14 protein-coding genes and 1 tRNA gene are annotated in these 12618 nt (G+C 63.8%); all 15 read right to left on the bottom strand.

Annotated elements, in window-relative coordinates; translation table 11 throughout:
• Positions 1-10 precede the first annotated feature (10 nt).
• A complete protein-coding gene (gene nuoK / locus G3O06_RS24165; protein ID WP_059233607.1) occupies positions 11-316 on the bottom strand; it encodes an NADH-quinone oxidoreductase subunit NuoK in 306 nt (101 codons plus the stop codon).
• Between the two features lie 18 nt (positions 317-334).
• On the bottom strand, positions 335-985 hold the full coding sequence (locus G3O06_RS24170) for an NADH-quinone oxidoreductase subunit J (RefSeq protein ID WP_096471386.1): 651 nt from the start codon (positions 983-985) through the stop codon (positions 335-337).
• A gap of 112 nt (positions 986-1097) precedes the next feature.
• On the bottom strand, positions 1098-1586 hold the full coding sequence (nuoI, locus tag G3O06_RS24175; protein ID WP_174915886.1) for an NADH-quinone oxidoreductase subunit NuoI: 489 nt from the start codon (positions 1584-1586) through the stop codon (positions 1098-1100).
• 12 nt (positions 1587-1598) lie between these two features.
• The gene (gene nuoH, locus G3O06_RS24180) at positions 1599-2666 is read right to left on the bottom strand and encodes an NADH-quinone oxidoreductase subunit NuoH (protein WP_174915885.1); all 1068 of its coding nucleotides are present in this window, start codon (positions 2664-2666) and stop codon (positions 1599-1601) included.
• Entirely contained in the window at positions 2667-4997 is a 2331-nt protein-coding gene (gene nuoG / locus G3O06_RS24185) for an NADH-quinone oxidoreductase subunit NuoG (protein ID WP_175000173.1), read from the bottom strand.
• Positions 4998-5079: 82 nt separating this feature from the next.
• On the bottom strand, positions 5080-6390 hold the full coding sequence (nuoF, locus tag G3O06_RS24190) for an NADH-quinone oxidoreductase subunit NuoF (RefSeq protein ID WP_006478267.1): 1311 nt from the start codon (positions 6388-6390) through the stop codon (positions 5080-5082).
• The gene (gene nuoE / locus G3O06_RS24195; protein WP_006750460.1) at positions 6387-6872 is read right to left on the bottom strand and encodes an NADH-quinone oxidoreductase subunit NuoE; all 486 of its coding nucleotides are present in this window, start codon (positions 6870-6872) and stop codon (positions 6387-6389) included. Before nuoE ends, nuoF begins: the two co-directional genes overlap by 4 nt.
• 172 nt (positions 6873-7044) lie before the next feature.
• Complete coding sequence (locus G3O06_RS24200) at positions 7045-8298, bottom strand: NADH-quinone oxidoreductase subunit D (protein WP_069257186.1); 1254 nt, start codon at positions 8296-8298, stop codon at positions 7045-7047.
• Between the two features lie 9 nt (positions 8299-8307).
• On the bottom strand, positions 8308-8910 hold the full coding sequence (locus tag G3O06_RS24205) for an NADH-quinone oxidoreductase subunit C (RefSeq protein WP_011352699.1): 603 nt from the start codon (positions 8908-8910) through the stop codon (positions 8308-8310).
• Positions 8911-8931: 21 nt separating this feature from the next.
• Positions 8932-9411: an NADH-quinone oxidoreductase subunit B gene (locus G3O06_RS24210; RefSeq protein WP_006398799.1), complete on the bottom strand. Its 480-nt coding sequence runs from the start codon at positions 9409-9411 to the stop codon at positions 8932-8934.
• A gap of 62 nt (positions 9412-9473) precedes the next feature.
• The gene (locus tag G3O06_RS24215; protein ID WP_006398798.1) at positions 9474-9833 is read right to left on the bottom strand and encodes an NADH-quinone oxidoreductase subunit A; all 360 of its coding nucleotides are present in this window, start codon (positions 9831-9833) and stop codon (positions 9474-9476) included.
• A gap of 153 nt (positions 9834-9986) precedes the next feature.
• Positions 9987-10071, bottom strand: a tRNA-Leu gene (locus G3O06_RS24220).
• A gap of 112 nt (positions 10072-10183) precedes the next feature.
• Positions 10184-10561, bottom strand: coding sequence for a preprotein translocase subunit SecG (secG, locus tag G3O06_RS24225; RefSeq protein ID WP_205817753.1), 378 nt, complete (start codon positions 10559-10561; stop codon positions 10184-10186).
• A gap of 72 nt (positions 10562-10633) precedes the next feature.
• A complete protein-coding gene (tpiA, locus tag G3O06_RS24230) occupies positions 10634-11389 on the bottom strand; it encodes a triose-phosphate isomerase (protein WP_174915882.1) in 756 nt (251 codons plus the stop codon).
• Between the two features lie 141 nt (positions 11390-11530).
• Positions 11531-12550: an NAD(P)H-quinone oxidoreductase gene (locus G3O06_RS24235; protein ID WP_205817754.1), complete on the bottom strand. Its 1020-nt coding sequence runs from the start codon at positions 12548-12550 to the stop codon at positions 11531-11533.
• Between the last annotated feature and the right edge of the window lie 68 nt (positions 12551-12618).

Consider the following 12618-nt stretch of genomic DNA (forward strand, 5'->3'; position numbering starts at 1 on the left):
TTGCCTGAAATTAACCTTTGAGCTGATCGAGATCCTCGACATTGATCGTGTCGAGCTTACGGAACAGGGTCACCAGAATCGCGAGGCCGATCGCGGCTTCCGCTGCGGCGACGGTCAGTACGAAGAACACGAAGATCTGGCCGTGCACATCGCCGAGGTAATGCGAGAACGCGACGAAGTTGGTGTTCACCGCCAGCAGCATCAGTTCGATCGACATCAGGATGATGATGATGTTGCGGCGGTTCAGGAAGATCCCGACGATCGCGATCGCGAAGAGGATCGCGCCGAGCACGAGGTAGTGAGCAAGAGTCAACATGATTTTCTTTTCCTCCGCTTAGCCGTTGGTGCTCGAACCGGCTTCGCTCTGCGCCGTTTCCGGCTGCGGCTTTTCCGCTTCCATCTTCACGAGGCGCACGCGGTCGTTGCGGCGCACCTTGACCTGATCCGACACGCGCTGGCGCTTGCTGTCCTTGCCCTTGCGCTCGGTCAGCCCGATCGCGGCAATGATTGCGACCAGCAGCACGAGGCCGGCGATTTCAAACGCGAAGATGTAATCGGTGTAGATCACCTTGCCGATCAGGCGCGTGTTCGACCAGTTGGCCATCTCGCCCGTCGCCATCGCGTGCACCGTCTGCGTGTCGCCGTAGCCGCGCCACAGGATCAGCGCGGTTTCGATCACGATGATCGCGCCGACCACGGTCGCCATCGGGACGAAGCGCTTGAAATCGCGGCGCAGGTAGTCGATGTTGATGTCCAGCATCATCACGACGAACAGGAACAGCACCATCACGGCGCCCACGTAGACCAGCACCAGCAGGATCGCGAGGAACTCCGCTTCCAGCAGCATCCAGATCGCGGCGGCGTTGAAGAACGCCAGCACAAGGAAAAGCGCAGACGCCACCGGGTTGCGCGAAGTGATCACCTTCAGCCCTGATACCACCAGGAGCAGCGCGAAGATGTAGAACAGTACGGTCGTGAATTCCATGATTACCGGTTCATCGTTAGGCCATAGTCAGGCGCGGCTTGCGGGACGCTCTCGCGTGCCGCACCCGTCGCGGCGGCTCGGCCCTGGCTTCGGGCCGGCACTGCAAACACAATCAACGATACGGCGCGTCGGCAGCCTTCGCCGCGGCGATGTCCTTCTCGTAGCGATCGCCCACCGCGAGCAGCATTTCCTTCGTGAAATACAGGTCGCCGCGCTTTTCGCCGTGGTACTCGAGAATCTGTGTCTCGACGATCGAATCGACCGGGCAGCTTTCTTCGCAGAAACCGCAGAAGATGCACTTCGTCAGGTCGATGTCGTAGCGCGTCGTGCGGCGCGTGTTGTCCGCGCGCGTTTCCGATTCGATCGTGATCGCCATCGCGGGGCACACGGCCTCGCACAGCTTGCACGCGATGCAGCGCTCTTCGCCGTTTTCGTAGCGGCGCAGCGCATGCAGCCCGCGGAAACGCGGCGAAATCGGCGTCTTTTCTTCCGGGAACTGCACGGTGATCTTGCGCTTGAACGCGTAGCGACCGGTCAGCGCGAGCCCCTGCAGCAGCTCGGTCAGGAAGAAGGTCTTAAAGAAGTGTTGGATTGCCGTCATGATTTCGTCCGATTACTTCACCCAGATGTTGAGCGGCGACATCATCCAGAAGCCGACCACGATCACCCAGATCACCGTGACGGGCAGGAACACCTTCCAGCCCAGGCGCATGATCTGGTCGTAACGGTAGCGCGGGAACGTCGCGCGGACCCAGATGAACACCGACAGCAGTGCGAAGACCTTCAGCACCAGCCAGAAGATGCCAGGAATGAACGACAGGAATTCAAACGGCGCATCCCAGCCACCGAGGAACAGCGTTGCAGCCAGCGCCGAGATCACGATCATGTTGATGTACTCGGCGAGGAAGAACAGCGCGAACGCCATGCCCGAGTAATCGATCATGTGACCTGCGACGATCTCCGACTCCCCTTCCACCACGTCGAACGGGTGACGGTTCGTTTCGGCGATGCCCGAGATGAAGTAGACGACGAACGCCGGCAGAAGCGGCAGCCAGTTCCACGACAGGAAGTTCACGCCGTGGCCCGCGAAGAAGCCGTGCTGCTGCGAACCGACGATTTCCGACAGGTTCAGGCTGCCCGCCGTCATCAGCACCAGCACCAGTGCGAAGCCCATCGAGATTTCATACGACACCATCTGTGCCGCAGCACGCATCGCACCGAGGAACGCGTATTTCGAGTTCGATGCCCAGCCCGCGAGAATCACCGCGTACACGCCGATCGACGAGATCGCCATCGCGTACAGCAGGCCCGCGTTCACGTTCGCGAGGACGGCATCCGCCTGGAACGGAATCACGGCCCACACGGCGAACGCCGGCACGACGGTCATGACCGGCGCGATCAGGTACAGCCAGCGGCTCGCCGCGCTCGGCTGAATGACTTCCTTCAGCAGCAGCTTCAGCACGTCGGCGATCGGCTGCAGCAGGCCGCCGGGGCCGACACGGTTCGGACCGAGACGCACGTGGATCCAGCCGATCAGCTTGCGTTCCCACAGAATCAGGTACGCCACGCACAGCAGAATCACGACGGAGACGACGAGGATGCGCACAACCGCCCACACCGTCGGCCACGCGACGCCGAGAAGTTCGGCTCCGCCCGAGTTGATCGTATCGAACAAGCTCATTTACGCCTTCTCCACCACCAGTTCACCGGACAGGCTGCCGAGCGCTGCGCCGGCAGGCGTGGCCGCCGACACGCGAACGACCGTCTCCGCAAGATTCTCGTCACGCACGGCCGGCAACTGCACCGCACGCTCGCCCTGGCGCACGCGCACCGCGTCGCCTTCCTTCAAGCCCAGCTTGTCGAACAGCGCGGCCGGCAGGGCTGCGGCATTCGCCGCCTTCGCGGCGGCCGTCAGGTGCAGCGCACCTGCGCGGCGCACGAGTGCGTCGGCGTGATAGATCGGCACATCGGCCAGGCGCTCGAAGCCGCCGTTCGCGGCATTCGCCGCGACGCGCACCGGTGCGACCGACGTCTGGTTCGACAGGCGGCCCGCGACGCCGGCATCGCCGAGCGCTGCGAGACGCACTTCTTCCGAGGTCTCGTATTCGAAGTTCGGCAGGCCGAGCAGGCTGCCGAGCACGCGCAGCACCTTCCAGCCCGGACGCGTATCGCCGAGCGGGCGCACGACGCCGTTGAAGCTCTGCACGGTGCCTTCCGCATTCACGTACGTACCGGCCGTCTCCGTGAACGGCGCAACCGGCAGCAGCACGTCGGCGTAGTCGAGACCGTGCTTGAACGGCGACATCACGACGACCATTTCGGCCTGGTTCAGCGCGGCAAGCGCCTGCGCCGGATCGGCGGTGTCGAATTCCGGTTCGACGTTCAGCAGCACGTAGCCCTTGCGCGGCTGCGCGAACGCTTCGCGTGCGTTCAGGCCGCCTTCGCCCGGCAGTGCGCCGACGACGTGCGCGCCGACCGTGTTCGCCGCTTCCGTCAGGAAGCCGAACGTGGCGCCGGTGTTGTCGGCGATCCACTTGGCGACGGCGTGCAGCTTCGCGAATTCCGGATGGCGGACCGCGACGTTGCCGAGCAGCACCGCACGGCGTTCGCCGTTCGCGAGCGACTGGGCGACAGCCTGCGCGGCCGGCGATGCCGTGACGCCCGCGAGCGTGTCGGGCAGCGCGACGCCGCGCAGTTGCGCGACGGCCGCGGCGATGCCGGCCAACTGGTCGAGCCATGCCGACGGTGCGGCAACGATGCGCTGCGCGGTCGGGATCAGTGCGTCGTCACCGGTTGCGTGCAGGAAGTGAAGCTTCGCGCCGTTCTTCGCGGCCTGACGCAGGCGGGCAGCGAACAGCGGGTGGTCGCGGCGCAGGAACGAACCGACGACGAACGCGGCGTCCACGTTCGACAGGTCGGCGATCGGCATGCCGAGCCACGGTGCGCCCTGGACCGGCGCCGAGAAATCCTGCTGACGCAGACGGAAGTCGACGTTCGGCGTCTTCAGTTCGTTGGCGAGCTGCTTCACGAGGAACAGCTCTTCAGCGGTGCTGTGCGCGCTCGCGAGCATCGCCAGCGCGTTCGCGCCGTGATCCGCGGCGATGCCCTTCAGGCCCTTCGCGACGTATTCGAGTGCGGTCTGCCAGTCGGTCTCGATCCACTGGCCGCCCTGCTTCAGCATCGGCTTCGTCAGGCGCTCTTCGCTGTTGAGGCCTTCATACGAGAAGCGGTCCTTGTCCGAGATCCAGCATTCGTTGATCGCTTCGTTCTCGAACGGCAGCACGCGCATCACGCGGTTGTTCTTCACTTGCACGACGAGGTTCGCGCCGACGGAATCGTGCGGGCTCACCGACTTGCGACGCGACAGTTCCCACGTACGGGCGCTGTAGCGGAACGGCTTGCTGGTCAGCGCGCCGACCGGGCACAGGTCGATCATGTTGCCCGACATTTCGGAATCGACCGTCTTGCCGACGAACGTCGTGATTTCCGAGTGCTCGCCGCGGCCCAGCATGCCGAACTCCATCACGCCGGCGATTTCCTGGCCGAAGCGGACGCAGCGCGTGCAGTGGATGCAGCGCGACATTTCTTCCATCGAGATCAGCGGGCCCACGTTCTTGTGGAACACCACACGCTTCTCTTCCGAGTAGCGCGACGACGACTTGCCGTAGCCGACCGCCAGATCCTGCAGCTGGCATTCGCCGCCCTGATCGCAGATCGGGCAATCGAGCGGGTGGTTGATGAGGAGGAATTCCATCACCGACTGCTGCGCCTTCACGGCCTTGTCGGATTGCGTATGGACGATCATGCCGGCCGACACGGGGGTCGCGCACGCAGGCACGGCCTTCGGCATCTTCTCGACTTCGACGAGACACATCCGGCAGTTGGCCGCAACCGACAGTTTCTTGTGATAGCAGAAGTGAGGAATGTACGTATCCGCCTTGTGCGCAGCCTGGATCACCATGCTGCCTTCGGGCACCTCGACCTTCTTGCCGTCTATTTCAAGTTCAACCATGATGGTGAATGGTCCTTAACCTATTTCCGCTCGTTCGCGCCTTCGCCCGACCGTGCGCTCAAATTCCGCAACCGGGTTCGCTTCAGGCTGCCGCCGCGTGCGCGTGGCCGCCGACCATGCAGTGCTTGTGCTCGACGTGGTACGCGAATTCGTCCCAGTAGTGCTTGAGCATCCCGCGTACCGGCATCGCCGCCGCATCGCCGAGTGCGCAGATCGTGCGGCCCATGATGTTCTCGGCAACCGAGTTCAGCAGATCCAGATCTTCCTGGCGGCCTTCGCCGTGCTCGATACGGTTCACGACGCGATACAGCCAGCCGGTGCCTTCACGGCACGGCGTGCACTGGCCGCACGATTCCTCGTAGTAGAAGTACGACAGGCGCAGCAGCGAGCGCACCATGCAGCGCGTCTCGTCCATCACGATCACCGCGCCGGAACCGAGCATCGAGCCCGCCTTCGCGATCGAATCGTAGTCGAGATCCGTCTGCATCATGATGTCGCCCGGGATCACCGGTGCCGACGAACCGCCCGGAATCACGGCCTTGATCTTCTTGCCGCCGCGCATCCCGCCGGCGAGCTCCATCAGCGTCGCGAACGGCGTGCCGAGCGGCACTTCATAGTTGCCCGGACGCTCGACGTCGCCCGACACCGAGAAAATCTTCGTGCCGCCGTTGTTCGGCTTGCCGATCTCGAGGTAGTTCTGCGGCCCGATGGACAGCAGGAACGGCACCGCGGCGAACGTCTCGGTGTTGTTGATCGTGGTGGGCTTGCCGTACACGCCGAAGCTCGCCGGGAACGGCGGCTTGAAGCGCGGCTGGCCCTTCTTGCCTTCGAGCGACTCGAGCAGTGCCGTTTCCTCGCCGCAGATGTACGCGCCGTAACCGTGGTGCGCGTGCAGCTGGAACGAGAATTCCGAGCCCATGATGTTGTCGCCGAGGAACCCGGCAGCGCGCGCTTCATCGAGCGCGGCTTCGAAGCGTCGATACACTTCGAAGATTTCGCCGTGAATGTAGTTGTAGCCGACGGTGATGCCCATCGCGTACGCGCCGATGGCCATGCCTTCGATCAGCGCGTGCGGGTTCCAGCGCAGGATGTCGCGATCCTTGAACGTGCCCGGCTCGCCTTCGTCCGAGTTGCAGACGAGGTACTTCTGCCCCGGGAACTGGCGCGGCATGAAGCTCCACTTCAGGCCGGTCGGGAAGCCCGCACCGCCACGGCCACGCAGGCCCGACGCCTTGACGTCGGCGATCACCTGCTCGGGCGGAATCTTTTCTTCGAGAATGCGGCGCAGCTGCTTGTAGCCGCCGCGCGCAACGTAATCTTCGAGATGCCAGTTCTCGCCGTTCAGACCAGCGAGGATCAGCGGTTTGATGTGACGGTCGTGGAGGGACGTCATTTCGAGAGCTCCTCAAGCAGCTGGTCGATCTTCTCGCGGCTCATGAAGCTGCACATTCTGTGATTGTTCACCAGCAGCACCGGCGCATCGCCGCACGAGCCCATGCATTCGCCTTCCTTCAGCGTGAACTTGCCGTCGGGCGTGGTCTCGCCGAAGCCGATGCCCAGCTTCTGTTTCAGGTAGTCGGCAGTTGCTTCCGCGCCACCGTCCGGGCCGAGCTGGCACGGCAGGTTCGTGCAGAGCGTGATCTTGTGCTTGCCGACCGGGTTGAGCTCGTACATCGTGTAGAACGTTGCGACTTCCTGCACGGCAACGGCCGGCATACCGAGATAGTCCGCAACGAACTGCATCAGTTCGGGCGACAGCCAGCCGTGCTCTTCCTGAGCAACGGCCAACGCCGACATCACGGCGGACTGTTTCTGATCGGCGGGATACTTCGTCAACGCGCGATCGATTTCCTTCAGGCCTTCAGCTGAGATCATTTTCAGACACGACTCTTTCAATTCCTACCGAACGAACAACCTGCCGCACACTGGGGTGCATGGACGGCAGACCTGGCGCTCACTCTGTTGACAGCTTGCGAAGCCGCGCCGGTTCAGCGCGCATCGCGTGTGACTTACTGCTCGCCGCCCGCTCTCGTGGGCGGCGCAACCATTAGCGATCGATCTCGCCGAACACGATGTCCTGCGTACCGATGATCGTGACGGCGTCGGCGATCATGTGACCGCGCGCCATTTCGTCGAGCGACGCCAGGTGCGCGAAACCCGGTGCGCGAATCTTGAGGCGATACGGCTTGTTGGCACCATCCGACACGAGGTAGATGCCGAACTCACCCTTCGGATGCTCGACCGCCGCGTACGCTTCGCCTTCCGGCACATGGAAACCTTCGGTGAAGAGCTTGAAGTGGTGAATCAAGTCTTCCATGTTGGTCTTCATGCCGACGCGCGACGGCGGTGCAACCTTGTGATTGTCCGTCATCACCGGGCCCGGATTCTTGCGGAGCCACTCAATACACTGTTTCGCGATGCGGACCGACTGGCGCATTTCTTCGACGCGCACCAGATAGCGGTCGTAGCAATCGCCGTTCACGCCGACCGGCACGTCGAAATCCATGCGATCGTACACTTCGTACGGCTGCTTCTTGCGCAGGTCCCAGGCGATGCCCGAGCCGCGCAGCATCGGGCCCGTCAGGCCCATCTGCAGCGCACGTTCCGGGCTGACCACGCCGATCCCGACCAGACGCTGCTTCCAGATCCGGTTGTCGGTGAGCAGCGTTTCGTATTCGTCGACGCACTTCGGGAAGCGCGTGAAGAAGTCGTCGATGAAGTCGAGCACCGAGCCGCTGCGCGCTTCGTTCATCTTCGCGAGCGCCTTCTCGTTACGGATCTTCGACGCCTTGTATTGCGGCATTGCGTCAGGCAGGTCGCGGTAGACGCCGCCCGGACGGTAGTACGCCGCGTGCATCCGGGCGCCGGACACCGCTTCGTACACGTCCATCAGGTCTTCGCGCTCGCGGAACGCGTACAGGAACACGGCCATCGCGCCGACGTCGAGTGCGTGCGCGCCGATCCACATCAGGTGGTTCAGCACGCGCGTGATCTCGTCGAACAGCACGCGGATGTACTGCGCGCGCTCAGGCACCTCGATGCCGAGCAGCTTTTCGATCGCGAGCACGTAGCCGTGCTCGTTGACCATCATCGACACGTAGTCGAGACGGTCCATGTACGGCACGGACTGGATGAACGTCTTGGATTCCGCGAGCTTTTCGGTCGCGCGGTGCAGCAGGCCGATGTGCGGATCGGCACGCTGGATGACTTCGCCGTCGAGCTCGAGCACGAGGCGCAGCACACCGTGCGCTGCCGGGTGCTGCGGGCCGAAGTTGAGCGTGTAGTTCTTGATTTCTGCCATGACGCCCCCTTAATGTTTCAGACCGCCATAGCGATCCTCGCGGATCACGCGCGGCGTGATTTCGCGCGGCTCGATCGTCACCGGCTGGTACACGACCCGCTTCTCTTCCGGGTCGTAACGCATTTCGACATAGCCCGACACCGGGAAGTCCTTGCGGAACGGGTGGCCGATGAAGCCGTAGTCGGTGAGGATGCGGCGCAGGTCGGGGTGGCCTTCGAACACGATGCCGTACAGGTCGAACGCTTCACGCTCGTACCAGTTCGCGGAGGTCCAGATGTCGACCAGCGATGCCACGATCGGCAGGTCGTCGTCCGGCGCGAATGCGCGCAGGCGCAGGCGCCAGTTGTTCGTGACCGACAGCAGGTGCGACACGGCCGCGAAGCGCGGGCCGTCATAGGCGCCGTCACCGAAGGTCTGGTAGTCGACGCCGCACAGGTCGAGCAACTGCTCGAAACGGAGCTTCGGATCGTCGCGCAGCATCTTTGCGACTTCGAGGTAATCGCTCGCCTTCACGACGAGCGTCAGTTCACCGATCGCTTCGGTGAGGCTCACCACGCGCGCGCCGAGCGCGGCTTCGAGGTTTGCCTTGAGGGTCTCGATTTTGCTTGCCATATTGAGGGGACGCTCGGGGCTTTATTGACGGGCGATGGTATTGGTTCGGCGGATCTTCGCCTGAAGCTGGATCACGCCGTAGACCAGCGCCTCGGCCGTGGGCGGACAGCCCGGCACGTAGACGTCGACCGGCACGATCCGGTCGCAACCGCGGACCACCGAGTACGAGTAGTGGTAGTAACCACCGCCGTTCGCGCACGATCCCATCGAGATCACCCAGCGCGGCTCGGCCATCTGGTCGTACACACGGCGCAGCGCAGGCGCCATCTTGTTGCACAGCGTGCCGGCGACGATCATCACGTCCGACTGGCGCGGGCTCGGGCGAAACACGACGCCGAACCGGTCCAGGTCGTAACGGGCCGCGCCCGCATGCATCATTTCGACGGCGCAACACGCGAGCCCGAACGTCATCGGCCACAGCGAGCCGGTACGCGTCCAGTTGATCAGCTTGTCAGCCGTCGTGGTGACAAACCCTTCCTTCAAGACCCCTTCGATACTCATTTGCTTTCCACTCCAGACGAGCGACCGAGCGTGGCCGCCCATGCAAACCGGCGATTAACCCATCACTCCCAGTCGAGCCCGCCTTTCTTCCAGATATAGGCAAAGCCCAGCAGGAATTCGAGCAGAAAAATCATCATTGCGATGAAACCCGGCCAGCCGATGTCCCGGAGCGCGACGCCCCACGGAAACAGGAATGCGGTTTCGAGATCGAAGATGATGAACAGGATGGCGACGAGGTAGTACCGGACGTCGAATTTCATCCGGGCGTCTTCAAAGGCTTCGAAGCCGCACTCGTACGGTGCGTTCTTCTCGACGTCCGGCTTGTTGGGACCAAGGAGCTTGCCGATGCTGACCAGCGCTATACCTAAACCAGTGCCCACGAGGAGGAACAACAAGACGGGGTAATAGGCTGCGAGGTTCAAGGCAATCCTCTATCGGTTGGTTCTGAGCGTCCGGAGAATACCACTTCCGGCGGAAGGAATCATTTCGGAGTACAGGCGATCGCAAGACAACCGCAAGCACACCCCAGAAATGAAAAATGCCAGCCACTAGAAGCGGCTGGCATTGAGTAACTTTGGTGCCGACGGCGAGACTCGAACTCGCACAGCTTTCGCCACTACCCCCTCAAGATAGCGTGTCTACCAATTTCACCACGTCGGCACTGCATGCAACCGGGGTTGTAACTACTTGTTTCCCGCGAATCGCTTCAAGAATTAAATTCTAACCCGACTTCGAGATTTGTTCAACGCACAATCGCAAAAAATTTAACTTTTTATTTCGGGACGTCCTGGCCCGGCGCGCTTGCAGCCGAGCCTGCCGCAGCCGATGCGGCGACAGCCGGTACAGATGCAGCAGGCGCCGATGCCGGCGCGGTCGAGACCGCGCCAAGCACGCCCGCCGACGGCGTCGACTTGTACGAACCGAGGTACGTCAACGCGAGCGTCGCAACGAAGAAGATCGTTGCGAGAATGCCCGTCGTACGCGAAAGGAAGTTCGCCGAGCCCGTTGCACCGAACAGGCTGCCCGACGCGCCGCTGCCGAACGCAGCGCCCATGTCGGCACCCTTGCCGTGCTGCAGCAGCACGAGACCAATCACACCGAGTGCAGACAGCACCTGCACCACAATAATCAGCGTCTTGAATAACAGCATCACACCCACCCGAATGGATCAGGCGACCGGACCGACCGGCCGCCGTCATGGTTCAATTCGATCGCGGACCGCTTAACGCGCGGCCCGGCAGATCGCCAGGAAATCTTCCGCCTTCAGCGACGCGCCGCCGATCAGGCCACCGTCGATGTCCGGCTGCGCAAACAGCTCTTCCGCGTTGTCCGGCTTCACGCTGCCGCCGTACAGCACGGACACGTCCGCCGCGCCCTTTGCCGCGAGACGCGCACGCAGGAACGCGTGCACGTCCTGTGCCTGCGCCGACGTCGCGCTCTTGCCCGTGCCAATCGCCCAGACCGGCTCGTACGCGACGACGATGCGTGCGGCCTCGTCGGCCGTCAGCACCGTCAGCACTGCGTCGAGCTGCGCACCGACCACCTGCTCGGTCGCACCCGACTCGCGCTCGTCGAGCGTCTCGCCGACACACACGACAGGCGTGAGCCCCGCCGCGAGCGCGCGCTGCGTCTTCGCCGCGACCGTCTCGTTGCGCTCGCCGTGGTACGCACGGCGCTCCGAGTGACCGACGATCGCATAGCGTGCGCCGAATTCCGCGACCATCGCAGCCGCCACTTCACCGGTGAACGCGCCCTGCTCGTGCGCGGACACGTCCTGTGCCCCCCAGGCGACACGGCCGCCGTCGAGCTGCGCCTGAACCTGCGCGAGATACGGGAACGGCACGCACACGCCGACCGACGTTTCGGCCGCCACCGCGCCCGCGCCCTGCACCACTTCGTTCAGCAACGCCTGGTTGCCGGCCAGCCGGCCGTGCATCTTCCAGTTGCCGATCACACGCTTAGTTCTCTGTTTCGACATCGTGTCTGTCTCGTCACCGCTTGGTCATTAACGTGCCGGAAACCGGCCGTCAGGTTTGATCTGGCGAAGCAAACCGGCGATTTTACTGCGCGCGGCTTGAACCGGTCAAACCGCACATGTCAAGCCCGGCCGCACGGGCCGTCAGGCGTTCGTACCCCAATCGAGCACGATCTTGCCGGTGTGCTCGCTGCTTTCCATCAGCGCGTGCGCCTGTGCGGCGTCCGCGGCAGGCAATACGCGATAGATCACCGGCTTGATGCGGCCGTCGGCAAGCAGCGGCCACACGCGCGCCTTCAGTTGCGCGGCGATCTGCGCCTTGAACTCGACCGGGCGCGGGCGCAGCGTCGAACCCGTGATCGCCAGCCGGCGACGCAGGATCTCACCCAGGTTGACGTCGGCCTTCGCGCCGCCGAGCAGCGCGATCAGCACGAGGCGGCCGCCATCCGCGAGCGCGGACAGTTCGCGCGGCACGTACGAGCCCCCCACCATGTCGAGGATCACGTCGACGCCGCGGTCGTGCGTCAGCGACTTCACGACCTCGACGAAGTCTTCCGTCTTGTAGTTGATCGCGCGTTCGGCGCCGAGCGCCTCGCACGCGCGGCACTTGTCCGCAGTACCGGCCGTCGCGAACACGCGAAAGCCGAGCGCATGCGCGATCTGGATCGCCGTCACGCCGATGCCGCTCGAGCCACCCTGCACCAGCAGCGTTTCCTGCTCGCCGCCCTCGCCCGCGCCGAGCTGCGCACGGTCGAACACGTTGCTCCACACGGTGAAAAACGTTTCGGGCAGCGACGCCGCCTCGATATCGGTCAGCCCGCCGGGCACCGGCAGGCATTGCAGCAGCGGTGCGACCGCATACTCGGCATAGCCACCGCCCGCGAGCAGCGCGCACACGCGATCGCCCAACTTCAGGCCGAACGGGTTCAGCGCGGCGTCCGACAGGTCGCCGCCGACGATCTCGCCCGCGACCTCGAGGCCCGGCAGATCCGACGCCCCCGGCGGCGGCGCATAGGCGCCCTTGCGCTGGAACACGTCGGGCCGGTTCACGCCGGAAGCCGCCACCTTGATCAGCACTTCGCCGCGCTTCGGTTCGGGGCGCGGACGCTCCGCAAGCTTCAGCACGTCGGGGGCACCGAATTCGGTGATTTCGATGGCTTTCATGGTGATGGTCGCTCCAGGATCAGGATCGGAATCGGAGGCACGCCCGCACGCGGCACGGGCACCTGGCC

The organism is Burkholderia sp. Ac-20345 (assembly GCF_017104825.1).
In the GTDB taxonomy this organism is placed as follows: Bacteria; Pseudomonadota; Gammaproteobacteria; order Burkholderiales; family Burkholderiaceae; genus Burkholderia; species Burkholderia lata_B.

Excerpts from the sequence above, each read along its gene's own strand:
- nuoI (WP_174915886.1), bottom strand. The coding sequence starts at position 1,586 with ATGACGGCAATCCAACACTTCTTTAAGACCTTCTTCCTGACCGAGCTG.
- secG (WP_205817753.1), bottom strand. The coding sequence starts at position 10,561 with ATGCTGTTATTCAAGACGCTGATTATTGTGGTGCAGGTGCTGTCTGCA.
- nuoH (WP_174915885.1), bottom strand. The coding sequence starts at position 2,666 with ATGAGCTTGTTCGATACGATCAACTCGGGCGGAGCCGAACTTCTCGGC.
- G3O06_RS24170 (WP_096471386.1), bottom strand. The coding sequence starts at position 985 with ATGGAATTCACGACCGTACTGTTCTACATCTTCGCGCTGCTCCTGGTG.
- G3O06_RS24205 (WP_011352699.1), bottom strand. The coding sequence starts at position 8,910 with ATGGCAAGCAAAATCGAGACCCTCAAGGCAAACCTCGAAGCCGCGCTC.
- G3O06_RS24210 (WP_006398799.1), bottom strand. The coding sequence starts at position 9,411 with ATGAGTATCGAAGGGGTCTTGAAGGAAGGGTTTGTCACCACGACGGCT.
- G3O06_RS24235 (WP_205817754.1), bottom strand. The coding sequence starts at position 12,550 with ATGAAAGCCATCGAAATCACCGAATTCGGTGCCCCCGACGTGCTGAAG.
- nuoE (WP_006750460.1), bottom strand. The coding sequence starts at position 6,872 with ATGATCTCAGCTGAAGGCCTGAAGGAAATCGATCGCGCGTTGACGAAG.
- nuoF (WP_006478267.1), bottom strand. The coding sequence starts at position 6,390 with ATGACGTCCCTCCACGACCGTCACATCAAACCGCTGATCCTCGCTGGT.
- nuoK (WP_059233607.1), bottom strand. The coding sequence starts at position 316 with ATGTTGACTCTTGCTCACTACCTCGTGCTCGGCGCGATCCTCTTCGCG.
- nuoG (WP_175000173.1), bottom strand. The coding sequence starts at position 4,997 with ATGGTTGAACTTGAAATAGACGGCAAGAAGGTCGAGGTGCCCGAAGGC.
- G3O06_RS24200 (WP_069257186.1), bottom strand. The coding sequence starts at position 8,298 with ATGGCAGAAATCAAGAACTACACGCTCAACTTCGGCCCGCAGCACCCG.
- tpiA (WP_174915882.1), bottom strand. The coding sequence starts at position 11,389 with ATGTCGAAACAGAGAACTAAGCGTGTGATCGGCAACTGGAAGATGCAC.